The following is a 21,448-nucleotide window of genomic DNA, read 5'->3' as shown; positions in this document are numbered from 1 at the left end:
CTCCGGGGCCCCTTGCATGCGCGTCTTACCCGCTACACTTAACGAATCGAGGCGCGGACCGACGCGTGCGCCGCTGAGGCCCCACGGGAAGACACGAGAATGAACGACCCCACCCGAGACGAGATCGACCGGCTGAGGGAGGAGAACCGCACGCTCGCCCGCGAGGTGGCCGGCCTGCGACGCTTCATCCGCAGCCTGCAGAACCTCGCGGACGCCTCCGAGGGCGACGTGAGCAGCCACATCGTGGAGCTGCTGGAGCAGATCCTGCGCAACGCGCTCGAGGCGATCGACGCCCACAACGGCTCGCTCCTGGTGCTCGACGAGGACACCGGCGAGCTCGTGTTCGTGGTGGCCCTCGGTGAATTCCCGCCGTCCTCGCTGACGGGCCTGCGGCTGCCCCCGGGCGCGGGGATCGCCGGGTGGGTCGCGAGCCACCGCGAGCCGACCATCGTCGAGGACGCGCGCAAGGACCCGCGCTTCTACGCCGGCGTGGATGACGCCTTCCAGTTCAACACCAAGAGCCTGGTGGCGGCGCCGATCATGGGCGGCGGGCGCCTGATCGGGGTGATCGAGGCGCTCAACAAGGAATCGGGCCAGAGCTTCGGCGCCGACGACCTCGCGCTGCTGATGCTGATGTGCCGGTTCGCGGGCGAGCTGCTGCGCTCGCTGGAGGAGCAGTTCGCGCTGCGCGACCCCCTCGGCGGGCAGGCGCCGGTCTCGATGGCCGCCGGAGGCCGCTGAGAGGGCGCCGGCCTACTCCAGCCAGAGCATCCGCCCCGTCTCGAAGCGGTGGGCGAGGAGCGGGTGGTAGGGAAAGAGCCGCACCTTGAAGTGGCCGAGGCCGTCGCCGAGCGGCCGGCCTCCCTCGCCCCGCAGCTTCAGCCGGTAGAGCGTCTCGCCCCCGCCCGCGTCTCCCGCGGGCTCGAGGAGCGTGCTCCCGGTGGCGACGAACGCCCCCACCTCGTCCAGCACCCCTGAGAGGCACTCCACCCGGACGTCCTCGGGCTGCAGCCCGTTCAGGGAGACCGCGACCTCGAGCGCGAGCGGGTCAGCGGCCCGGACCGCGGCGGGTAGCGCCGTGGCCAACCGCATCCGCAGCCGCGGCCAGGCCTGCGCCACACGGGCCTTCCAGGCGGCGAGGCTGCGCGCCCCCGCGCCACCCCCGTCCGCCAGGCGCACGCCGTGCCGGGCCGCCTGCGCGTAGTAGTCCCGCAGATAGTCGAGGGCCATGCGGATGCCGTTGAAGCGCGGCATCACCGTCTTCATGGAGGCCTTCGAGCGGCCCACCCACACGTCGCGGTCGCCCTCGCGGTTGCGGGCAAAGTACATGGGGGCTATCTGGTCCTCCAGCAGGTCGTAGAGCTCGAGCGCCTCCTGCTCGTCGCGCCGCGCGGGGTCGAGCTCCGGGTGCGGGTGGATGGCCCAGCCGTTCTCCCCGTCGTAGGCCTCGCCCCACCAGCCGTCCAGGACGCTCAGGTTGATGGCGCCGTTGATGGCGGCCTTCATGCCCGAGGTGCCACAGGCCTCCATGGGGTACTCGGGGACATTCAGCCAGACGTCCACGCCCGGCATCAGGCGCCGGGCCATGGAGAAGTTGTAGTCCTCGAGGAGCACGATCCGCCCCTGGAACTCGGGGCGCATGCTGACCTCGGCGATGGTCCGGATGAGGTCCTGGCCCGGGCGGTCGTTCGGGTGGGCCTTGCCGGCGAAGAGGAACAGCACCGGGCGGTCGGGGTTGTTCACGATGCGGGCGAGCCGCGGGAGGTCGCGGAAGAGGAGCGTGGCGCGCTTGTAGGTCGCGAAGCGCCGCGCGAATCCGACCAGCAGGGTGTCCAGCCGGCGCGCCGTGAGGAAGCGCGTCAGGTGCTGGATGAGCGACTCGGCGTAGCCCCCCCGCCGGTACTGCACGGTGGCCCGCTCCCGGGCGTACTCCAGCAGCTCGGATTTCAGGATCTCGTGCACGCTCTGGAAGACGTGGTTCGGGATCCGGTCGAGGACGCGCTCCCAGAAGGCCGTGTCGGTCAAGCGCGCCCGCCACCCCCGGTCCACGTACATGTCGAAGAGCGCGTTCCAGGGCAGGCCGAGGAACGTGCCCACATCCACGCCGTTGGTGACGTGGCCCATCGGGCTCTCGTCCGGAGGGACCTCGGGCCAGACGTACGCCTCGTTCTGGGCGGCGACCCGGGCGTGGATGCGGCTCACCCCGTTCTGGTAGCGCGAGCCGCGCAGGGCGAGCGCAGTCATGTTGAAACGGCCGGGGTCCCGGGGGGTCGCGCCGAGGGCGAGGAAGCGCCCCTCGTCGATGCCGAGCCCGGACCAGAACCCGCCGAAATAGGTCCGCATCAGGGCGTGCTCGAAGATGTCGTGGCCCGCGGGCACCGGGGTGTGGGTGGTGAAGACCGTGCTCGCCGCGGCCAACTCGTGGGCGCTCGCGAAGTCGAGCCCCTGCTCCACCTGCTGGCGGCAGCGCTCGAGCACGAGGAAGGCCGGGTGGCCCTCGTTGATGTGCCAGACGGTCGGCGCGAGCCCGAGGGCACGCAGCGCCCGGCCCCCCCCGATGCCGAGGGCGATCTCCTGCTGGATCCGGGTCTCGGCGTCGCCCCCGTAGAGCTGGTAGGTGATGGCCCGGTCCCGGGGGCTGTTCCCGGGGACGTCCGAGTCGAGGAGATAGAGCCGGACGTGGCCCGCCTTCGCCTCCCACACCCGCAGGAGCAGGCGGCGCCCGGGCAGGTCGACCGCGACGACGACCTCCGCCCCCCGCGGGTCGCGGGCGGCGGACACCGGCAGATCGGCCGGCTCCACCGTGCGGTAGTCGGCGATCTGGTCCCCGTTGCAGAGCAGGCGCTGGTCGAAATAGCCCTGGCGGTAGAGCAGCCCCACGGCCACGAAGGGCGCGCGGAGGTGGCTCATGGCCTTGCAGAGGTCTGCGGCGAGGATGCCGAGGCCGCCGGCGTAGAGCGGCACGCTCTGGTGGAAGCCGAACTCGGCGGAGAAGTAGGCGACGAGGTCCCGCCCGGTCTCCAGGTGCGGCTCCGAGCGGGGCCTGCCGGCCGACTCGAGATAGGTGTCGTAGGCACTCAACGCCCGGCGGAACTCAGCGAGGAAGATGGGGTCCTCGGCCGCGGCGTCGAGGCGGGCCTGGGGCACCCGGCGCAGGAACACCCGGGGGTTGTGCAGCGAGGCCACCCAGGTCGCCTCGTCCAGGTCCCGGAAGATGCGCCTGACGCTCCGGTCCCAGCTGTAGTAGAGGTCGTGGGCGAGGTCGGTGAGCCGTGCGAGCCGCGCGGGCAGCACCGGCTGGACCTCCACACTGAACGTCGTCCCGCTCATGCGCGCCTCCTCCTGCCCCGCCGGACCAGCACCCCTCGTACCCCGGGGCGGCCGAGGTAAAGCATAGTCCGGGGCCGCCGGTGGGGCTCACCCTGACGGCGGGCTTTACAGGCCGGGCGAAGGGCCAGCCCGGCGAGCACCGGCGCGCCCCCAGGGGCCTCCCCCGAGACTCGCCGGCGCGGCCTGCGTCACAGAAAGCGCCCGGTGGCTGTCGGTGCCTTTGACGCCGGCAGCGCCTGCGGGTCGCGGTCGCTGCCCCGCGGACCCGCGGACCCGCGCCGGCAGGGGCGCTGCCCCGGCCCGGCACCGCTCTTGCCTCGGCGATTGCCGGGTGGGGCCGGCACCGTGCCGCACCCCGGAATCCCCGGTAGACTGCCCCCCTGGGGCGGAGGACCGTGATGAAGCTGCCCCTGGAAGCCGCGACGTACCCCGAAGAGGTCCTGCGCTCGGCCTGGAACCCCGACCTCGAGGAGGTCGGCCGCCTGCACGCCCCACCGCGGCCCGCGCGCGAGCGCTGGCTGCCCCCCCCACCCTCGGCCTGGGCCGACGGGGTGCTGGAGGACCTCGGGGCGTTCTGAGGAAGGGGGCGTTGCGCCCCCGTCAACGGCGTTTCCCCGCGCGAGAGTGCGCGCGGCGGCTGGGTCTGCGCCCGGCAGCCCGGGGCGGCGCCGTCAACGGCGTGGACGTCGCCCCGCGCCCTGCCCCCACACCGGCACCCCTGCCCTCCCGTCCACCCCAATAAAATCAACGGGGTCGCGCGCTTCGCCCGATCTGGCACGCTCGTTGTCACGGGAGATCCCGACTCGCCGGGGTCCTCGCATCGTGCGGGTAAAGCCCGGCGGGAACAGGCCGAAGTATGAAAGACGCCGAGACCCGCGCGCACGTGAAGCTTATGAATCCGACCGCTGCCCTGGAAACCCACCCGGCGGATATCCCGCTGGCGACCCCCCGTGGCCTGCCCCCGGCGGGCGCGGCGACGCTCCTGCGCACCTGCCGCGAGATGGCCCTCGAGGCGCTCCAGCGCCTCGCGGCCCACACCCTGGACCGGCTGGACGACGCGCTGTTCGAGCTCGCCGACAAGGCGGAGAACAACGCCCAGCAGAGGGTCTACTTCGACGCCATGCGCGACGTGCGCCTGCGCCGGGCGGGGATGGAGACGGCCCTGCGGGCCCAGCTCCAGGAGCAGTTCGAGCGCCGCTCGGCGAGCCCCACGCCCTTCGGCCGCCCGGTGGGCGATTCTTCCTCCGGGGCGTCCCTCGGGCTGGTGGAGAACGACGAGCTCGAGGTCACGATCGCGGTCGAGAACATGGTGGCCAAGGCCCACGGACTCTACGAGGACGAGCTCTACGCGCTCGACCGCCGGGTCGGCCATCTCCTCGGCGACCCCGAGCTGAAGGGCGCCCGCAACCCCTTTTCCCCGGAGACGATCTGCGAGTCCGTGCGCAAGGCGAGCACGACGCTCGAGACCGGCCTCACGGTTCAGTTGCTCGTCCTGAAGCTCTTCGACCGGCACCTGGTGGCGGACCTGCAGGGGCTCTACCAGGCCCTGAACCACCACCTCGCGAGCCGCAACGTCCTGCCCTCGATCCAGCGCCCGAACCTCGGCCGGCCGGTGGTGCGGCCGACCCGGACGACCAACGCCCCGGGACGGGGGGCGATGACCGCCCCGCTCGAGCCGGACGTGGTGTCCCTCATCCAGGAGCTCGCCGCGGCCACCCGCCCCGGTCAGCCGGTGTCCTTCACGGGGGGCGGTGCGACGGTCGCCCTGCCCCAGATGCTGGGCGCGCTGAGCGTGCTCCAGACGGGCCAGAGCCCGGCGGGCATGGAGGGCTTCGAGGGCTTCGAGGGCCTGCAGGGGGTCCAGCTCGACCCGGGCCAGATCGCCGCCGGCACCGTGAACGTGCTGCGCCAGCTGCGCAGCGAGGGGTTCACGCGCGGGATGGACCAGGTGGACGACCTCATGCTCGAGCTCGTCACCCTGCTCTTCGACTACGTCCTCGACGACAAGGCCATCCCCACGGCCCTGAAGGCCCTGATCGGGCGCCTGCAGATCCCGCTGCTGAAGGTGGCCATCCTCGACAAGGCCCTGTTCGCGCGCAAGAACCACCCGGCAAGGCGCCTGCTGAACACGCTCGCCGGCGCCGCGGTGGGCTGGGACGAGAACCGCGACGGCAACGACGAGCTCTTCCACGCGGTCGAGGGGGTCGTGCAGCGCGTGCTGAAGGACTTCGACCAGAACGTGGAGCTGTTCTCCGAGCTGCTGACGGAGCTCGAGAACTTCCTCGCCGCCCAGGAGCAGCGGGCGCAACAGCGGGCCGAGCTCTCGGTGAAGATCCTCCAGGGGCGCGAGCGCCTCGACCTGGCCAAGGCGGCCACCGAGACCGAGATCCGGCGCTGCCTCGCGATGGGGCCGGTGCCCGCCCCGGTGCAGGAGTTCGTCGACCGGCACTGGCGCAACCTGCTGGTGGTCACCCACAACCGCGAGGGCGAGACGAGCGAGCTCTGGGAGACCCGGGTGCGGATGCTGGAGACCCTGGTCTGGAGCGTCCTGCCGAAACGCACGCAGGCCGAGCGCCGGGAGCTGCTGGCCGCCCTGCCGAACTTCGTGCGGGGCCTGAGCGACACGATCCGCACGTTGAGTATCGAGGACGAGGAGCGCAGCCGTTTCGTCGCCGCCCTCGCCCGCTACCAGGCGGCGGCGATGAAGGGCGAGACGCCCCCGGACGCAGCGCCCGCGGCCTCACCCGGACCCGCCTGCGGCGCGATGGAGCCCACGGTGCTGGAGCCCCGCACGGACATCGACCTGGGGAGTCCGGCCCGCTTCCCGGGCCAGGCGGGAGCGCCGGAGCCCGAGGGGCGCGACCTCGTCACCGCCATCCTCGGCCTGCCGCCCGCGCGCCCGCCGAGACCGGGTCTGCACCACGGGGGCGAATTCGAGGAGATCGTCATCGAGGACCCCCGGCTCGAGCCGGAGCCCGCCGCCCCGCCCGCGCCCGAGCACGACGCGCACCTCCAGGCCGCCCAGGGCCTCGCCATCGGCACCTGGGTGGAGTTCCTCAGCGAGAGCGGGGCCCGCACCCGGGCCCGCCTCACCTGGGTGAGCAGCGTGACCGGCGTCTACCTCTTCACCGACCGCCGGGGCATGAAGGTCGCCGAGCGCACCACGGCCGGCCTCGCGCTCGACTTCCGGCGCGGCAGCGCCCGGCTCATGGAATCGGTCCCCCTGTTCGATCGCGCCGTCAGCCACCTGATGCAGGGACTGCGGCGCTCCAACAACGCCAGCCACTGAACGCAGGAGCAGCCCCTTGTCCGCCAACCTCGCCGCGCCCCCGCCGAAGGACGGCCTCTCGGCCCGCGAGCTCGACACCCTGTCGGTCCTGGTCTCGCCCCCGCACATCTGCGTGCGGATCACCGAGCTGCTGGGCAGCCCGCGCAGCAACGCCCGCGCGGTCGGCGAGGTCATCGCCCAGGACCCCAGCCTCACGGCCCGCCTGCTGCGGCTCGTGAACAGCTCCTTCTACGGGTACCGGTCGCGCATCGACACCGTGTCCCGCGCCGTCGCCGTGGTGGGGAACGTCGCGGTGCACAACCTGGCGATTGCCGTGTCGGCGGTGAAGTCCTTCTCGGACATTCCCAACGACCTGGTCAACATGGACACGTTCTGGCGTCACGGCGTGTACTGCGGCCTCATCGCGCGGGCGTGCGGGCGGCGGGTGGGGGTGCTGCACCCGGAGCGGCTCTTCGTCGGCGGGCTCCTGCACGACCTGGGCAGCCTGGTGCTCTACCAGACACGCCCGGACGCGTGCCGGGAGACGCTCCTCATCGCCGCGGGCGACGAGGCGGTGCTCTACCAGGCCGAGCTCGAGGCGTTCGGCTTCAGCCACGCGGAGCTCGGCGGCAAGCTGATGACCCACTGGGGGCTGCCGGAGGCCCTGTCGGACGCGGTGGCCTGCCACCACGCGCCGAGCGCGGCGCGCCTGGCCCCGCTCGAGGCCGCCATCCTGCACGTGGCCGAGGCGCTCGCGAACCGGTCCCGAATCGGGGCGTTCACCGAGCACCCGGCCGAGCAGACGGCCCTGGAGGAGACCGCCTGGGCCACGATCGGGCTACCCGACCCGGAGACGGCGTCCGAGGAGCTGATCCTCGAGGCCGACCAGCACTTCCTCGAGACCGTGAGTCTCGTGTGCCCCCCTCGACGCGCGGCCGCCGGAGGGCGACGATAAGGCCCTTCACCGGCCAGACGCGCCGGCACACCGCGCCAATCTCACGGGAGCACCGTCGATGAAGGAGCTGGAGAAGACCGTCGAGCTCGAACGGTCCGAGATCCTGGAGGCCCTGCAGCGTTCCAAGCACGCGCCCGAGGTTTCCGCCGAGGAGGCCGGCAGCGCGCACACGATGGAGGAGCTGCGCCGGGCCATCGACGTCATCCGGCGCTGGGCCGAGGAGAGCCACCAGTGGCTCGTGATCCTCGCCCCGTGGGGCATGCACCACTACGGGAAGGTCACGGAGGACCAGGTCGAGGTGATCCTGAAGCGCTTCAGCTCCCGCGACTGAGAGACCACCGCCGGTCCGGCGAGACCGGCGCGACCAACCAGACCCACGAGACCGGCCAGCCGGCGCCGGGTCCCTGCGTCCGTCTCAATACACGCCCGTCGCGAGCTTCGCCACGTCGGACATGCGGTCCGGCGTCCACCGCGGCTCGAACACGATGTCCACGTGCGCCGCGGCGACCGTGGGCACGCGCTCGACCCGCCCGCGCACGTCGCAGGCGATCACGTCACCCATGCCGCAGCTCGGCTCGGTCAGGGTCATGGTGATGTGGACCTCGCGTCTCCCGTCCGGCCGCGGCTCCACCCGGCAGCCATAGATGAGCCCCAGATCGACCACGTTGACCGGCAGTTCGGGGTCGTAGCAACCCTTCAGCGCCTCCCAGACGGCCCGCTCCACGTCGCGGTCCGTCGCCTCGGGGGGAAGCTCCGGCAGGGGCACCGGCTCCCGCCCGATGGCGTCGGCGTCCTTGCCGTCCACGCGGAACATCTTGCCCTGCACGTAGACCGTGAAGCTGCCCCCCAGCGCCTGGGCGAGGGAGCCGACCGTACCCTGGGGAAGCTCGACGGGGACCCCTTCGGGAACGGCCACCGCGGGGCAATCGCGCCTGAGCCTCACCGGCTCGCAGACCTTCGCGTACATGCCACCCTCCCCTCGCGCGTTCCCGTCGCCCCGAGGATAGCGCAGTTCCGCAGGCCGGACTTGAGCCCCGGCCCCGGGCGCGAGGGCGGGGCCGGGGCGGGTGCACCGCCAGCGTATACTCGCGGCAGGGTTTCCGGGCGGCGGGAGGGCCCGATGACGACCGTTCTGGGAAACGGCCTCGCGTTCTACGTGGTCTGGGCCGCCGCGGCCTACGGCGCGGCCCGCGGGCTCCCCTGGCTCGGCGTCGGCGCCCTGCTCCTCTGGCTGCCGCTGCACCTGTGGGCGTGCGGGGTCGGCTGGCGCCACGAGCTCCGGCTGCTCGCCGCCGCCGGGGCGCTCGGCTACGGCGCCGACTCCGTGCTGGTCCTGGGCGGATGGCTCGACTTCCCGGAGCACGCCCGGCTCGGGTGGCCGACGGCCCTCTGGATGGTCGGCCTCTGGGTCGGCTTCGCCGCGACCCTGCGCCACTCGTTCCGCCTCGTGCTCGGACGGCCCCTGGTCGCGGCGCTCCTGGGCGCCTCCGGCGGGCCGTTCTCCTACTTCGCCGGCGAGCGGCTGGGCGCCCTGACCCTGGACGAGGGCGCGCTCTTCGCGGTCAGCGTGGAGTGGCTCTTCGCCCTCCCCGTGCTCGCCTGGCTCGCAGGCCAGCCCGCGCCCGGGGCGCGGGCGGCGGCCGCCTAGACCCCCGCCAACCCCCACGCCCTCCCCGGAGCCTCACTTCGCCGGCCTGCCAGCCTGCTTGCGGAGGTACTCCTCGAGGCGCCCGGGGGGGAGCGCGCCCGCGTGCCGCGCCCGAAGCTCGCCCCCCGGCCCGTAGACGAGGAAGCTCGGGGTACCGAGCCAGGGCTGCCTGGCACGCTCGGTGAACATCCGGGCCACGTCCTCGGGCTCGCCAATGAGATTCGGGAAGCCCATCCGGTGCCGGTCCCGGAAGGCCCGCGCCGCCGCGAGCCCCGCCTGGCCGTCGAGGGTCACGCCGACGACGCCAGCGCCTTCGGAGCGCCACCGCTCGTCGAAGAGCACCCACGCCGGCGCCTCCTCGTTGCAGACCCCGCAGTCCGAGGCCCAGAACATCACCACCGTCCAGCGGTCCTGGCCCACCAGGTCCTCGAGCCGCCGGGGCCAGCCGTCAAGGTCGGTGAGGATCGGCGCGTCGGCCGCGGGCCCCGCCGCCGGGGCGGGACCCGCCAGGGCGAGGGAAAGGCCGAGCAGGCTGGCGGCAAAGCCGATTCGGGTCATGGCTCGCTCCGTGGAGGGTCGCGCCAGAGGGAACGGATGGCGGCGATCCCCTGGGCACCGTGGGACCAGGCGAGGGGGAGATCGGCCAGTGTGAGGCCCCCGAGGGCGTAGACGGGGTGGTTCGCCTGCCCGGCGAGAGAGCGGAAGCGCTCCCAGCCGAGGGGCCGGGCGCCGGGGTGGGAGGCTGTCTCCCGGACCGGCGAGAGCAGCACGAAGTCGACCCCGAGGGCCTGCGCGCGGCCGAGCGCGCGCTCGTCGTGGCAGGAGGCGCCCACCCAGCGGCCGGGGCCGAGGGGACGCTCCCTCAGGGCCGCGAGGGCCGCGGCGCGGAGGTGCACACCGTCCGCCCCGATGGCCTCGGCGAGGTCAGCGTCCCCGTTGACCAGCATCCAGGCCCCCTGCGCCCGGCAGACCGCCAGGGCCTCCCGGGCCAGGGCGCGCAGCGGCGCCGGCGCGAGCGAGCGCACCCGCAACTGGACGAGGCGCACGCCCGCCTCGAGGCTGCGCTGGAGCGTCTCCAGGAACCGGGACGGGTCGGGGCCGGGCTCGGGGGTGATCAGGCAGGCCGGCGGCAGACGGACGGCCGCGGCCACCGGGAGGTCGGCGGCGGGGAGCGCGCGCTTCGGCAGGTCCCCGGGGGCCACCCACTCGATCGCCTGACCCTCGCGGCCCTCAGGCTCGCCCGTCCAGGCGTCGACCCGCCAGACGTCCAGCAGGACCTCCCGGTCCGGGTAGCGGTGGCGGACCCGGATGAGGGGCCGCATCGCGGTGGGGGTGACCCCGAGCTCCTCCTCGAGCTCCCGGGCCAGCCCGGCCTCGACCGGCTCCCCCGGCTCGAGCTTCCCGCCGGGGAACTCCCACAACCCGCCCTGGTGGGCGTGGTCGGGGCGACGGCTGAGCAGCACCCGCCCGGCGGCGTCGATGAGGGCGGCCGCAGCGACCGATATCAGGTGCGGTACTCCGCGTTGATGCGCACGTAGTCGTAGGACAGGTCGCTGGTCCACACCGTGGCCGAGGCGCCGCCGCGCCCGAGGAGCACCCGGATGGTGATCTCGGGGGCCCCGAACACCGCCTGCCCCTGATCCTCGGTGTAACCCGGGGCCCGGCCGCCGGCCTCGACGATGGTGATCGGGCCCACGTCGATGCGGACCCGCCCGATGTCGAGGTCCGCGAGGCCCGCGCGGCCCACCGCGGCCAGGATCCGGCCCCAGTTCGGGTCGCTCGCGAAGAGCGCGGTCTTCACCAGCGGCGAGTGCCCGATGGCGTAGGCGACGTCCAGGCACTCCGACTCGCTCGCCCCGCCCTCGACCGCGACGGTCACGAACTTGGTCGCCCCTTCGGCGTCGCGCACGATGGCCTGCGCCAGGTGCGTGCAGACCTCCGCCACCGCGTCCCGCAGAGCGGCATAGCCGGCCCCTCGCACCGCCTCGACGCGCGGGGCGGACGAGCGCCCGGTCGCCAGCAGCACGCAGGCGTCGTTGGTCGAGGTGTCGCCGTCCACCGTGATCCGGTTGAAGGAGCGTTCCACCGCCTCGGCGAGGCAGGCCTGCAGGAGCGCCCCGGGCACCGCCGCGTCGGTCGCGAGAAAGGCCAGCATGGTGGCCATGTCGGGACGGATCATCCCGGCGCCCTTCGCGATCCCCGTCACGGTGAATTCACGCCCGGCGACCGTGCGGCGCACGGAGAGGCCCTTGGGCACCGTGTCCGTGGTCATGATGGCGCGCGCCGCCCGGGCCCAGCCCTCTTCGGTCAGCGCCGTGAGCGCGGCCGGGAGGGCGGCCACGATGCGGTCCACGGGGAGCGGCGCGCCAATCACCCCGGTGGAGAAGGGAAGCACCGCCTCGGCGCACACCCCGCCCGCCTCCGCCAGGGCCTCGCAGGTCCGCAGCGCGTCCTCGAGCCCCTGGGGCCCGGTGCCGGCGTTCGCGTTGCCCGAGTTGACGAGCAGGTAGCGCGGGTCGCCCGCCGCCAGGTGCCGGCGCGCGAGGGTCACCGGCGCGGCGCAGAAGGCGTTGCGGGTGAAGACGGCCGCCGCGGTCGAGCCCGGCGCGGCCTCCACCACCAGCAGGTCGTCCCGCCCCGCGCGCTTCACCCCCGCCTGGGCCACGCCGAGCCGCACGCCCGGCACGGGCAACAGACCTTCGGCGGGCTTCAGGTTCACCGGCATACGCTCACCCTTGCGGCCTCGACTCTCCTCACTGCCCCGCGGGCCGGTCCCGGTGCTGCTGCGCGGGACCGGCCTCTCCTCGCGGGCGTCAGTCGAGCCGCCCGTGGCAGTTCTTGTACTTCTTGCCCGACCCGCACGGGCAGGGCTCGTTGCGCCCGATCTTGCGCCCCTCGCGCACGAAGGGCTCGCGCGCCCCCTGGGCCTCCTCCGGCCCCGCCTCCGGCACCGGCGCGTCCCCCCCGTCCGCCTCGGCCATGGCGCCGGTCGCCACCGGGTAGGGGCTCGCGTTGGGGTGCGAGTACTCGATGGGCGCCTGGGACCGGCGCCGCGCCTCGACGGCCTCCACGTCCTCCTCGGCGCGCACCTGCACCCGCGACAGGATGCCCACGACCTCCTGCTTCACGCGGTCGAGGAGCGAGGAGAACATCTGGAAGGCCTCGCGCTTGTACTCCTGCTTCGGGTCCTTCTGCGCGTAGCCCCGCAGGTGAATCCCCTGGCGCAGGTAGTCCATGCCCGCGAGGTGCTCCTTCCAGAGGGTGTCGAGCACCTGCAGCATCACCGCCTTCTCGAAGTGACGCATGGTCTCGGGGCCGACCTGTGCCTCCTTCTCGCGGTAGGCGGCGCGGGCCGCCTCCACGATGCGCTCGCGCAGCGTCTCCTCGTGCAGGCCCGAGTCCTGCTCGAGCCAGCCGCGCAGGTCGAGCTTCAGCGTCAGCTCGCGCTCGAGCGCCTCCTCGAGCCCGGCGACGTTCCACTGCTCCTCGAGGCTCTCCGGGGGAATGTACTCGCTCACGATCGAGTGGATGACGTCCTCGCGGACGCCTTCGATCGTCTCGGAGATGTCCTCGGCCGCCATCAGCTCCGTGCGCTGGGAGTAGACCACCTTGCGCTGGTCGTTGGCGACGTTGTCGTACTCGAGGAGCTGCTTGCGAACGTCGAAGTTCCGGCCCTCGACCTTGCGCTGCGCGTTCTCGATGGCGCGGGTCACCCAGGGGTGCTCGATGGCCTCGCCCTTCTGCATGCCGAGCTTCTGCATCAGGCCCGCGACGCGGTCCGAGGCGAAGATTCGCATCAGGTTGTCTTCGAGCGAGAGGTAGAACCGGCTCGACCCCGGGTCGCCCTGGCGTCCCGAACGCCCCCGCAACTGGTTGTCGATGCGCCGCGACTCGTGGCGCTCACTGCCGATGATGTGCAGACCGCCGGCGGCCACCACCTGCTCGTGGCGCACCTGCCAGTCGCGCAGGACCTCCGCGCGCTGCTCGGGCGTGGGGTCGGCCAGCGCGCGGATCTCGGCCTGCGGGTTGCCGCCGAGCACGATGTCCGTGCCGCGGCCCGCCATGTTGGTCGCGATGGTGACGGTGCCCGGCTGGCCCGCCTGGGCGACGACGTTGGCCTCGCGCTCGTGCTGCTTGGCGTTCAGTACCTGGTGCGGGATCCCGTTGTCGTTCAACAGGCGCGCGAGGTACTCGGAGGTCTCGATCGAGGCGGTGCCCACCAGCACGGGCTGCTTGCGGGCGCGGCAGTCCTTCACGTCGGCGATGATCGCGTCGAACTTCTCCTGCGCGGTCAGGTAGACCTGGTCGGGCATGTCGTCGCGGACCATCGGCCTGTGGGTGGGGATGACCACCACCTCGAGCCCGTAGATCTGCTGGAACTCGAAGGCCTCGGTGTCGGCCGTGCCGGTCATGCCCGCCAGCTTCTGGTACAGGCGGAAGTAGTTCTGGAAGGTGATCGAGGCGAGGGTCTGGTTCTCGGCCTGGATCGGCACGCCCTCCTTCGCCTCCACCGCCTGGTGCAACCCGTCCGACCAGCGCCGGCCCGGCATCGTTCGCCCGGTGAATTCGTCGACGATGACGACCTCGCCGCCGCGCACGATGTACTCCACGTCACGCTGGAAGAGCGCGTGGGCGCGCAGCGCCGCGTTCAGGTGGTGCATCAGCACGAGCTTGCCGGCGTCGTACAGGCTCTCGCCGGGCTTGAGGAGGCCGTCCTCCTCGAGCAACTGCTCCACGCGCGCGTGCCCTTCCTCGGTGAAGAATACCTGGCGCGCCTTCTCGTCGACGCTGAAATCGCCCGGGCCGTCTTCCTGCTGCTGCTTCACCAGCCGTGGGATGAGCTTGTTCACGCGCACGTAGAGCTCGGAGCTCTCGTCCGACGCGCCGGAGATGATGAGCGGCGTGCGCGCCTCGTCGATCAGGATGGAGTCAACCTCGTCGACGATGGCGAAATTCAGCGGCCGCTGCACCCGCTCGGGAAGGCTGAAGGCCATGTTGTCGCGCAGGTAGTCGAAGCCGTACTCGTTGTTCGTGCCGTAGGTGACGTCGGCGGCGTAGGCCTCCTTGCGCGTCACGGGGCGCAGGTGCAGATAGCCGATGTCCGTCGTCTTCCACTCGGGGTCGTAGAGGTAGGAACTGGTGTCGGGGCCGCGCCCGCCGGAGGAGTTGATGACGCCGACCGACAGGCCGAGTGCGTGGTAGATCGCACCCATCCACTCCGCGTCGCGCCGCGCGAGGTAGTCGTTCACCGTCACCAGGTGCACGCCCTTCCCGCCGAGGGCGTTCAGGTAGACGGCGAGCGGGGCGACGAGCGTCTTGCCCTCGCCGGTGCGCATCTCCGCGATCCTGCCTTCGTGCAGCACCATGCCGCCGATCAACTGCACGTCGAAGTGACGCATGTTCAGTGTGCGGCGCGCCCCTTCACGGACCGTCGCGAAGGCCTCGGGCAGGATCTCGTCGAGCGGCGCGCCCTGGGCGACCCGCTCACGGTACGCCTCGGTGCGCGCGCGCAGGTCCTCGTCGGAGAGCGCCTCGGTGGCAGGCTCGAGCGCGTTGATCCGCTCCACCGTCCGCCGCATGCGCTTGATCACGCGCTCGTTTCGGCTGCCGAAGATCTTGCGCAGGAATTTCATGGCCATGGGCGGATCCGGTCCCCGGGGAATCAAAAGCGAAATGATCGGCGCCCCATGCAGGGTGCGTCAAGCACAGAGGGGGGCGCACGCCGGCAGGGGACGCCGCACTGGCCCCTTGCGGAGTGCCGGCAGGCCGGCTAGGGTCACCGGCCATGGGCGCAGGAGGACCGAAGCCGCTGGGTGGGCTGCTCGCGCACGCCTCCGGGGACCTCGGCCGGCTGATCGAGGAAGCCCGGCGGCTCGCCCGGGCAACGGAGTTGCTGCGCGCCCGGCTCCCGGCCCCCCTGGATGAGCACAGCCGGGTCGCGGGCCTCGCCGGGGGCGTCCTCGTGATCCAGGCGGACTCCGCGGCCTGGGCCTCCCGGCTGCGGTTCGTGACCCGGGAGGTGGCCGAAGCGGTGGCCCCGGTGCTCGGCCGGGTGACGCGGGTGCGGGTCGCGGTCGCCTCGCCCACCCCTCCGCCGCCCTCCGGGCCCCTTCGCCTGCCGGGGCGGGCAGTCCTCGGCGAGGAGCCCGCGCGCTCCCTCGCCCAGGCCGCGGGGGGCGTCAGCGACCCGGCGCTGCAGGAGTCCCTGCGGCGCCTGGCGCGAAACGCCGCAGGCCCTGGCGAGAAAGGCTAGCTGGACGGGAAACGCCGGCCCGGCGGGAAAGGCTGGCCCGGCGGGAAAGGCTGGCCCGGCTAGGTCGGTGCGGGGACGGGATTCAGCAGTCCCGCGGAGTCCTCCCGGGCCGAATCGGCCGGGGTGGTGAGCTCCCAGGCGCTCTGGTCGGCCCAGAAGGTCTCCAGCAGACGGTTGTTCAGGGCGTGGCCGGCCTTGTAGCCGGTGAACGCGCCGATGAGGCTGTGCCCGAGCAGGTAGAGGTCGCCCACCACGTCCAGCACCTTGTGCTTGACGAACTCGTCCGCGTAGCGCAGCCCCTCCTCGTTCAGGATGCGGTAGTCGTCCACCACGACCGCGTTGTCGAGGCTGCCCCCCAGCGCGAGCCGGTTGGCCCGCAGATACTCCACCTCCCGCATGAAGCCGAAGGTTCGCGCGCGGCTCACCTCCCGCACGAAGGAGGACCTGGAGAAGTCGAGGGTGATCGACTGGTTGCGGTCCCGGAAGACGGGGTGATCGAAGTCGATGGTGAAGGAGACCTTGAACCCCTCGAACGGGTCGAACCGGGCCCACTTGTCGCCGTCTTCCACCTGCACGCTCTTCAGGATGCGCAGGAAGCGCTTCGGCGCGCTCTGCTCCTGGATCCCCGCGGACTGGATGAGGAACACGAAGGGACCGGCGCTGCCGTCCATGATCGGCACCTCGGGGGCGCTCACGTCCACCCGGGCGTTGTCCACGCCGAGGCCCGCGAAGGCCGAGAGCAGGTGCTCCACCGTGGCCACGCGGACGTCCCCCTTCGCCAGGGTGGTGGACAGGCGGGTGTCGCCGACGAACTCGCAGCGCGCCGGGATCTCCACGGCCTCGTCGAGGTCGGTACGCCGGAAGACGATCCCGGTGTCGGCCGGGGCCGGCCGCAGCGTGAGGAACACCTTCGCGCCGCTGTGCAGTCCCACGCCGGTCGCCCGGATCACGTTCTTCAGCGTGCGTTGCCTGGTCATGGCCTCCCCGTCCCCCTGCTCGTAATTCGTTGTGATTTAACCACAGAGTGTGGCAATTCAGCCTCGATAATGCAACTGCGGGGACCGGGCAGCCACGGAAACCGGGACGCCCCGTGGGGGGCGTCCCGGCGAGGGGAGGAAGGGGCGGGACCGGGCCTCAGTCCGCCTGGCGGCGCAGGAAGGCGGGGATGTCGAGATAGTCCGGGTCGGAGGAGTCCACCGCCTGGGGACGCATCTCGATCGGCTTGTTGCGGATGACGGTGGGCTTCTCGAGCTCGCGGAAATCCACCTCGACGCCACGGGTGCCGGTCTTCACCAGCTTCACGGGCACGTCCGCCCGGGTGACGGCCGCCTGGTCGAGACCGGTCGCCACGACCGTGACCCGCAGCTCGTCGCCGAGGCTCTCGTCGAGCACCGTGCCCATGACCACCAGGGCGTTCTCGGAGGCGAAGGCGTTGATCGCCGCGCCCACCTCGGCGTACTCGTCCATGGTCAGCTCGGGTCCGGCGCTGACGTTCACCAGGATCCCGCGCGCCCCGGCGAGGTTGACGTCCTCGAGCAGCGGGCAGTTGATGGCCGCCTCCGCCGCCTTGCGGGCACGGTCCTCACCGACCGCCCGGCCCGAGCCCATCATGGCCCGGCCCTTCTCCGACATCACCGTGCGCACGTCGGCGAAGTCCACGTTGATCAGGCCCGGGCGGGTGATCAGCTCGGCGATCCCCTGCACCGCGCCGTAAAGCACGTTGTTGGCGGAGCGGAAGGCGTCGGTCAGGGTGATCCCCCTGCCCAGCACGCTCAGCAGCTTCTCGTTCGGGACCGTGATGAGCGAGTCCACGTGCTCGGAGAGCTCGCGGATCCCCTCCTCGGCGATCTTCATGCGCCGCTTCAGCTCGAACGGGAACGGCTTGGTGACGACGGCCACCGTCAGGATGCCCATCTCCTTGGCCAACTGCGCGAACACCGGCGCGGCGCCCGTGCCCGTGCCCCCGCCCATCCCGGCGGTGAGGAAGACCATGTCGGCCCCTTCCAGGACGTCCACGATCCGGTCGCGATCCTCGAGGGCCGCCTGCCGGCCGATGTCGGGGTTGGCGCCCGCGCCGAGCCCCTTGGTGACGTGCGCGCCGAGCTGCATCGCGGTGCGCGCGCTCGACTTCTTCAGCGCCTGCGCGTCGGTGTTGGCGCAGACGAACTCGACCCCCTCGATGCTCTCCGTGACCATGTGCTCGACGGCGTTTCCTCCGCCGCCGCCAATCCCGATGACCTTGATGACTGCGTTGCTCTGACTGTAAGTGTCCATCAGCTCGAACATCTGGTTACCCTCCTCGGCCCTCGAACCCGCTCAGAAATTGCCCTGGAACCAACTCTTCATCCGGTCCCACACCCCGTGCAGCCCACCGCCGACCGCGCCCTCGGTCTGCTGATCGCGGATGCGCTGGTGACCGAACAGAAGAAGCCCTACACCGGTCGCGTAGATGGGGTTGCGCACCACCTCCGCGAGCCCGGCGACCGCTTGGGGGACGCCGACCCGGACCGGCACGTGGAAGACTTCCTCGGCCAGGTCGACGACTCCCTCCATCTTGGCGCTGCCGCCCGTGAGGACGATCCCCGCGGCCATCAGGTCCTCGAAGCCGCTGCGCCTGAGCTCCGCCTGCACCAGGGTGAGGAGCTCCTCGTAGCGGGGCTCGACCACCTCGGCGAGCGTCTGGCGCGCGAGCCTGCGCGGCGCCCGGTCCCCGATGCTCGGGACCTCGATGGTCTCCTCCGGGCTCGCGAGCTTCGCGAGCGCGCAGGCGTACTTCACCTTGATGTCTTCCGCGTGCTGGGTCGGGGTGCGCAGCGCCACCGCGATGTCGTTGGTGACCTGGTCGCCGGCGATGGGGATAACCGCGGTGTGGCGGATGGCCCCTTCGGTGAACACCGCGATGTCGGTGGTGCCGCCGCCGATGTCCACCAGGCACACCCCGAGCTCCTTCTCGTCGTCGGTGAGCACGGACTGGGCGCTCGCGAGCTGCTCGAGGATGATGTCGTCCACCTCGAGCCCGCAGCGGCGCACGCACTTGATGACGTTCTGGGCCGCGCTGACCGCGCCGGTGACCAGGTGGACCTTGGCCTCGAGCCGCACGCCCGACATGCCGACGGGCTCGCGCACGCCCTCCTGGTTGTCGATGACGAACTCCTGGGGCAGCACGTGCAGGATCTTCTGGTCGGCGGGGATGGCGACGGCGCGCGCCGCGTCGATCACCCGCTCCACGTCGCCCGGGGTCACCTCCTTCTCGCGGATCGCCACGATGCCGTGGGAGTTCAGGCTGCGGATGTGGCTGCCCGCGATCCCGGCGAAGACCGAGTGGATGCGGCAGCCGGCCATCAGCTCCGCCTCCTCGATGGCCCGCTGGATCGACTGGACGGTGGACTCGATGTTCACCACCACGCCCTTCTTCAGGCCGCGCGAGGGGTGCGAGCCCAGCCCGATCACCTCGATCTCGCCCTCGGGGGCCACCTCACCCACGATGGCGACGACCTTGGAGGTGCCCACGTCGAGCCCTACGATCAGCCGCTTATCGGTTTTTTTTGCCATTGCCCTGTCTATCCTCGGACCGCGCCCCGGTCCTGGCACCCGGCCTGGCCTGCGGCTTCACGGCCGGCCCGGTGGCCGACCTCGCTCCCGATTCCGCTCCCGACTTCGCCTGCGGCCTGCTCTCCGTGCGGGCCTGCGGTTTGGGCTCCTGCACGGCCGGGGGCGGGGCCTCGGCCTCCGGCGGCGGCCGCCAGCGCACCGCGAAGCCGTTGGGGTAGCGCAGGTCCGCCACGGCCAACGTGCCCCCGGACTGCACCTGCAGCGCCGGCAGAACCCGGCTCACGCGCCGCACCGCCGCCTCCGCCGGGTCGCGGCCGAGCACCAGCGTGACCCCGCCGTCCGTGTGGACCCGCCAGGACCGCCGGCCGTCCGCCGTCAGCCGCCGGACCTTCCAGCCCCCCAACACCAGCCACTCCTTGACGTCCCTGTACCGGCGCAGGACCAGCCCCTGGGTGCCCTCCGGGCCCTCCAGCTCCACCAGGCCGGCCGGGTATTCCGACTCGGCCGGCCGGAACAGCGTCCCGTCGCTGTCCACCAGCCCACCGCCCACCCAGCGCGCCGCCGGCACCCGCTCGGTCACCGTCACGCGCAGGCGGTCGGGCCAGACCCTGCGCACCTGCGCGTCCCGCACCCAGGGGACCTCCATCAGGCGCCTGCGCACGAGCGGCAGGTCCACCCGGAAGAACCCGACGCTCGCCGGCTCGGCCACCGTCCGCACCAGCACCTCGTGCGTCAGGTAGCTCAGCTCGCCCTGGACCTCGACCGCCGCGACCGGCATGCGCCGCGGGTCCGAGGCCACCACCACGGCCCACCCGGCGGCTCCGGCCAGGGCCAACGTCACCAGGGCGACGACCCAATGCCGCATCGCTCACGCGTCGCTCTCGAGTTGCGGGCCCCCGGCGCCCGGCGTGGGCCCGGAGGCCGTGGCCAGGACCCTGACCACCAGCTCATCGAAATCCATGCCGGCCGCGCGCGCCGCCATAGGCACGAGGCTGTGGCCGGTCATCCCGGGCACGGTGTTGATCTCCAGCAGCCAGAACCGTCCGGCCCCGTCACGGATGAAATCCACCCGGCCCCAGCCGCTCGCCCCCACCGCGTCGAAGGCCGCCAGCGCGAGCGCGCCGACCTCGGCCTCGGCCTCGGGATCGAGACCGCAGGGACAGAGGTAACGGGTGCTACTGGCCTGGTACTTGGCCTCGTAGTCGTAGAAGTCGCGCGGGGTCTCGAGCCGGATCGCGGGGAGGACCCGGCGGCCCAGGATGGCCACGGTGTACTCCGCCCCCTGCACCCAGCCCTCGGCGATCACCTCCGCGTCGTAGCGCCGGGCGGTCTCCCAGGCCCGGCGCAGGGCATCGAGGTCGTCCGCGCGCCCCATGCCGATGCTCGAGCCCTCGTGCACGGGCTTGACCATCACCGGGAAGCCCACCTCCCCCGCCACCGCCTCGAGGTCCGCCTCGCCGGCGAGCAGCGTGGAGGCCGGTGTGGGCAGCCCCGCGGCCTGCCAGACCATCTTGGTGCGCCGCTTGTCCATGCCGAGCGCCGAGGCGAGCACGCCGCTGCCCGTGTACGGCAGGCCCAGGACCTCGAGCGCCCCCTGGATGACCCCGTCCTCCCCGCCCCGCCCGTGCAGGGCGATGAAGGCGCGGTCGAAGCGCTCGGTGGCGAGGCGGGTCATCACGTCCCGGCCCACGTCGATGCCGTGGGCGTCCACACCGCAGCGCCGCAGCGCGGCCAGCACGGCTGCACCGCTCTCGAGGGAAACGGGCCGCTCGGCCGACCAGCCGCCCATCAGGACGGCGACGCGTCCGAAGCCCCGGGTCTCGCCCCTGTTGCCGCTCGCCGTCATCCCTCCCCCCGACCGGCCCCGGCGGGGCCGTTCTCGACGCCCACGATGTGCACCTCCGGCTCGAGCCGCACCCCGTGCACCCGCTCGACCGTCTCCTGCACCTGCCGCAGCAGGGTCTCCAGGTCCTTCGCCGTGGCCCCACCCTCGTTCAGGATGAAGTTGGCGTGCTTCTCCGAGACCCGCGCCCCGCCCACCCGCGTGCCCTTCAGCCCGCAGGCCTCGATCAGGCGGCCGGCGAAGTCGCCCGGCGGGTTGCGGAACACCGACCCGCAGCTCGCCTGCCCGATGGGCTGGGTCTGTGCCCGGCGCCGCAGCAGCGAGCGCACGCGCAGGGTCGCCTGCGCGGGGTCCCCCTGGGGCAGGCGCAGCCAGACCGTGACGAACCACTCGCCGGCCGGCCCGTGGACCTCCCGGTAGCCCACCCGGTAGTCCGCCCGGGGGCGCACCCGCCGCTGCCCCGCGCGGTCCAGGGTCTCGACCCGATCCACGTGCTGCCAGATCTCGCCGCCCCAGGCCCCGGCGTTCACGGCGAGCGCCCCGCCGAGCGTGCCCGGGATCCCCGCGAGGAACTCGACGCCGGTGAGACCGTGGCGCGC

The 21,448-nt window shown here is 72.5% G+C and carries 19 protein-coding genes; 7 read left to right on the top strand and 12 right to left on the bottom strand.

The genetic code is table 11. From position 1 onward, the window contains the following. Window positions 1-99 precede the first annotated feature (99 nt). Window positions 100-741 (top strand): GAF domain-containing protein, encoded by a 642-nt coding sequence (locus tag KA217_00095; protein ID MBP7710856.1) that lies wholly within the window; start codon window positions 100-102, stop codon window positions 739-741. Window positions 742-753: 12 nt separating this feature from the next. Here the strand turns inward: KA217_00095 and glgP are convergent, their stop codons facing one another. Further along, window positions 754-3,330, bottom strand: a complete 2,577-nt coding sequence (gene glgP, locus KA217_00090; protein MBP7710855.1) for an alpha-glucan family phosphorylase — start codon at window positions 3,328-3,330, stop codon at window positions 754-756. Between the two features lie 398 nt (window positions 3,331-3,728). Between glgP and KA217_00085 the strand changes: the two genes are divergently transcribed. The 4 genes from KA217_00085 to KA217_00070 all read left to right on the top strand — a co-directional run bounded on the left by KA217_00085 (window position 3,729) and on the right by KA217_00070 (window position 7,884). Beyond that, window positions 3,729-3,908: a hypothetical protein gene (locus KA217_00085; protein ID MBP7710854.1), complete on the top strand. Its 180-nt coding sequence runs from the start codon at window positions 3,729-3,731 to the stop codon at window positions 3,906-3,908. Between the two features lie 314 nt (window positions 3,909-4,222). Beyond that, window positions 4,223-6,619: a DUF1631 domain-containing protein gene (locus KA217_00080; protein MBP7710853.1), complete on the top strand. Its 2,397-nt coding sequence runs from the start codon at window positions 4,223-4,225 to the stop codon at window positions 6,617-6,619. 16 nt (window positions 6,620-6,635) lie between these two features. Beyond that, window positions 6,636-7,553 carry an HDOD domain-containing protein gene (locus tag KA217_00075; protein ID MBP7710852.1) on the top strand — a complete coding sequence of 306 codons (918 nt, stop codon included), beginning with the start codon at window positions 6,636-6,638 and terminating at the stop codon, window positions 7,551-7,553. 58 nt (window positions 7,554-7,611) lie between these two features. Next, window positions 7,612-7,884, top strand: coding sequence for a hypothetical protein (locus KA217_00070; GenBank protein ID MBP7710851.1), 273 nt, complete (start codon window positions 7,612-7,614; stop codon window positions 7,882-7,884). Window positions 7,885-7,968: 84 nt separating this feature from the next. Here KA217_00070 and sufT read toward each other — a convergent pair whose 3' ends face one another. Further along, window positions 7,969-8,520 (bottom strand): putative Fe-S cluster assembly protein SufT, encoded by a 552-nt coding sequence (sufT, locus tag KA217_00065; protein ID MBP7710850.1) that lies wholly within the window; start codon window positions 8,518-8,520, stop codon window positions 7,969-7,971. A gap of 153 nt (window positions 8,521-8,673) precedes the next feature. Here sufT and KA217_00060 point away from each other — a divergent pair, with 153 nt between their 5' ends. Next, the gene (locus KA217_00060) at window positions 8,674-9,201 is read left to right on the top strand and encodes a DUF2878 domain-containing protein (protein ID MBP7710849.1); all 528 of its coding nucleotides are present in this window, start codon (window positions 8,674-8,676) and stop codon (window positions 9,199-9,201) included. Window positions 9,202-9,234: 33 nt separating this feature from the next. Here KA217_00060 and KA217_00055 read toward each other — a convergent pair whose 3' ends face one another. The 4 genes from KA217_00055 to secA all read right to left on the bottom strand — a co-directional run bounded on the left by KA217_00055 (window position 9,235) and on the right by secA (window position 14,840). Next, window positions 9,235-9,759 carry a TlpA family protein disulfide reductase gene (locus KA217_00055; protein MBP7710848.1) on the bottom strand — a complete coding sequence of 175 codons (525 nt, stop codon included), beginning with the start codon at window positions 9,757-9,759 and terminating at the stop codon, window positions 9,235-9,237. Then, entirely contained in the window at window positions 9,756-10,709 is a 954-nt protein-coding gene (locus tag KA217_00050; GenBank protein MBP7710847.1) for a Nudix family hydrolase, read from the bottom strand. The genes KA217_00055 and KA217_00050 overlap by 4 nt, the downstream gene beginning before the upstream one ends. Continuing rightward, window positions 10,706-11,926 carry a bifunctional glutamate N-acetyltransferase/amino-acid acetyltransferase ArgJ gene (gene argJ, locus KA217_00045; GenBank protein ID MBP7710846.1) on the bottom strand — a complete coding sequence of 407 codons (1,221 nt, stop codon included), beginning with the start codon at window positions 11,924-11,926 and terminating at the stop codon, window positions 10,706-10,708. The genes KA217_00050 and argJ overlap by 4 nt, the downstream gene beginning before the upstream one ends. Window positions 11,927-12,014: 88 nt before the next feature. Further along, on the bottom strand, window positions 12,015-14,840 hold the full coding sequence (secA, locus tag KA217_00040) for a preprotein translocase subunit SecA (GenBank protein ID MBP7710845.1): 2,826 nt from the start codon (window positions 14,838-14,840) through the stop codon (window positions 12,015-12,017). A 146-nt stretch (window positions 14,841-14,986) separates the two neighbouring features. Between secA and KA217_00035 the strand changes: the two genes are divergently transcribed. Continuing rightward, the gene (locus tag KA217_00035) at window positions 14,987-15,454 is read left to right on the top strand and encodes a DUF721 domain-containing protein (protein ID MBP7710844.1); all 468 of its coding nucleotides are present in this window, start codon (window positions 14,987-14,989) and stop codon (window positions 15,452-15,454) included. Window positions 15,455-15,513: 59 nt separating this feature from the next. On the opposite strand, the gene KA217_00030 is transcribed toward KA217_00035, so the two are convergent. The 6 genes from KA217_00030 to KA217_00005 all read right to left on the bottom strand — a co-directional run. Next, the gene (locus KA217_00030; GenBank protein ID MBP7710843.1) at window positions 15,514-16,431 is read right to left on the bottom strand and encodes a UDP-3-O-acyl-N-acetylglucosamine deacetylase; all 918 of its coding nucleotides are present in this window, start codon (window positions 16,429-16,431) and stop codon (window positions 15,514-15,516) included. A 157-nt stretch (window positions 16,432-16,588) separates the two neighbouring features. Next, on the bottom strand, window positions 16,589-17,740 hold the full coding sequence (ftsZ, locus tag KA217_00025; GenBank protein ID MBP7710842.1) for a cell division protein FtsZ: 1,152 nt from the start codon (window positions 17,738-17,740) through the stop codon (window positions 16,589-16,591). A gap of 30 nt (window positions 17,741-17,770) precedes the next feature. Further along, window positions 17,771-19,006 carry a cell division protein FtsA gene (gene ftsA / locus KA217_00020; GenBank protein MBP7710841.1) on the bottom strand — a complete coding sequence of 412 codons (1,236 nt, stop codon included), beginning with the start codon at window positions 19,004-19,006 and terminating at the stop codon, window positions 17,771-17,773. Next, a complete protein-coding gene (locus KA217_00015; protein MBP7710840.1) occupies window positions 18,987-19,871 on the bottom strand; it encodes a cell division protein FtsQ/DivIB in 885 nt (294 codons plus the stop codon). Before KA217_00015 ends, ftsA begins: the two co-directional genes overlap by 20 nt. Before the next feature lie 3 nt (window positions 19,872-19,874). After that, on the bottom strand, window positions 19,875-20,852 hold the full coding sequence (locus KA217_00010; GenBank protein ID MBP7710839.1) for a D-alanine--D-alanine ligase: 978 nt from the start codon (window positions 20,850-20,852) through the stop codon (window positions 19,875-19,877). Further along, window positions 20,849-21,448: FAD-binding protein (locus KA217_00005; protein ID MBP7710838.1), on the bottom strand; the 600-nt coding region annotated here is incomplete at its 5' end. The genes KA217_00010 and KA217_00005, both read right to left, overlap by 4 nt.

The sequence above is a fragment of the Gammaproteobacteria bacterium genome (assembly GCA_017999615.1).
Lineage (GTDB): Bacteria > Pseudomonadota > Gammaproteobacteria > JAABTG01 > JAABTG01 > JAGNLM01.
Note: the sequence above shows the minus strand (reverse complement) of the source record. Positions and strands in the feature narration are given on the sequence as shown.

Bases quoted from the DNA above. Each gene is read 5' to 3' on its own strand.
- KA217_00070 (MBP7710851.1), top strand. From the start codon at position 7,612: ATGAAGGAGCTGGAGAAGACCGTCGAGCTCGAACGGTCCGAGATCCTG.
- KA217_00095 (MBP7710856.1), top strand. From the start codon at position 100: ATGAACGACCCCACCCGAGACGAGATCGACCGGCTGAGGGAGGAGAAC.
- KA217_00080 (MBP7710853.1), top strand. From the start codon at position 4,223: ATGAATCCGACCGCTGCCCTGGAAACCCACCCGGCGGATATCCCGCTG.
- sufT (MBP7710850.1), bottom strand. From the start codon at position 8,520: ATGTACGCGAAGGTCTGCGAGCCGGTGAGGCTCAGGCGCGATTGCCCC.
- ftsA (MBP7710841.1), bottom strand. From the start codon at position 19,006: ATGGCAAAAAAAACCGATAAGCGGCTGATCGTAGGGCTCGACGTGGGC.
- ftsZ (MBP7710842.1), bottom strand. From the start codon at position 17,740: ATGTTCGAGCTGATGGACACTTACAGTCAGAGCAACGCAGTCATCAAG.
- KA217_00030 (MBP7710843.1), bottom strand. From the start codon at position 16,431: ATGACCAGGCAACGCACGCTGAAGAACGTGATCCGGGCGACCGGCGTG.
- secA (MBP7710845.1), bottom strand. From the start codon at position 14,840: ATGGCCATGAAATTCCTGCGCAAGATCTTCGGCAGCCGAAACGAGCGC.
- KA217_00035 (MBP7710844.1), top strand. From the start codon at position 14,987: ATGGGCGCAGGAGGACCGAAGCCGCTGGGTGGGCTGCTCGCGCACGCC.
- KA217_00085 (MBP7710854.1), top strand. From the start codon at position 3,729: ATGAAGCTGCCCCTGGAAGCCGCGACGTACCCCGAAGAGGTCCTGCGC.
- KA217_00015 (MBP7710840.1), bottom strand. From the start codon at position 19,871: ATGCGGCATTGGGTCGTCGCCCTGGTGACGTTGGCCCTGGCCGGAGCC.
- KA217_00010 (MBP7710839.1), bottom strand. From the start codon at position 20,852: ATGACGGCGAGCGGCAACAGGGGCGAGACCCGGGGCTTCGGACGCGTC.
- glgP (MBP7710855.1), bottom strand. From the start codon at position 3,330: ATGAGCGGGACGACGTTCAGTGTGGAGGTCCAGCCGGTGCTGCCCGCG.
- KA217_00060 (MBP7710849.1), top strand. From the start codon at position 8,674: ATGACGACCGTTCTGGGAAACGGCCTCGCGTTCTACGTGGTCTGGGCC.
- argJ (MBP7710846.1), bottom strand. From the start codon at position 11,926: ATGCCGGTGAACCTGAAGCCCGCCGAAGGTCTGTTGCCCGTGCCGGGC.
- KA217_00055 (MBP7710848.1), bottom strand. From the start codon at position 9,759: ATGACCCGAATCGGCTTTGCCGCCAGCCTGCTCGGCCTTTCCCTCGCC.